Source organism: Citrobacter sp. Cf118 (assembly GCF_030334095.1).
In the GTDB taxonomy this organism is placed as follows: Bacteria; Pseudomonadota; Gammaproteobacteria; order Enterobacterales; family Enterobacteriaceae; genus Citrobacter; species Citrobacter freundii.
Genome location: NZ_JAOWES010000001.1, coordinates 1 through 307 on the forward strand (window position 1 = coordinate 1; position 307 = coordinate 307).

Consider the following 307-nt stretch of genomic DNA (forward strand, 5'->3'; position numbering starts at 1 on the left):
GCAACATGCGAAAAAAAAGCCCGTACTTGCGTACGAGCTCTTCTTAAAATATGGCGGTGAGGCGGGGATTGACTCGCTTCACTCGCCCTGCGGGCAGCCGGTTCGCTGCGCTCTCAGTCTGTCCAACTGGCTGCGCCAGTAGTCGAACCCCGGTCCGGGCTTCTCATCCCCGCCAGGCTATGCAATATGCGAAAAAAAAGCCCGTACTTGCGTACGAGCTCTTCTTAAAATATGGCGGTGAGGCGGGGATTCGAACCCCGGATACGTTGCCGTATACACACTTTCCAGGCGTGCTCCTTCAGCCACT

The 307-nt window shown here is 56.4% G+C and carries 1 other RNA gene; it reads right to left on the reverse strand.

Features of this window, described 5'->3' with window-relative positions:
- Positions 1–51 precede the first annotated feature (51 nt).
- A non-coding RNA gene (locus tag OGX67_RS00005) (RtT sRNA) lies at positions 52–188 on the reverse strand.
- Positions 189–307 lie beyond the last annotated feature (119 nt).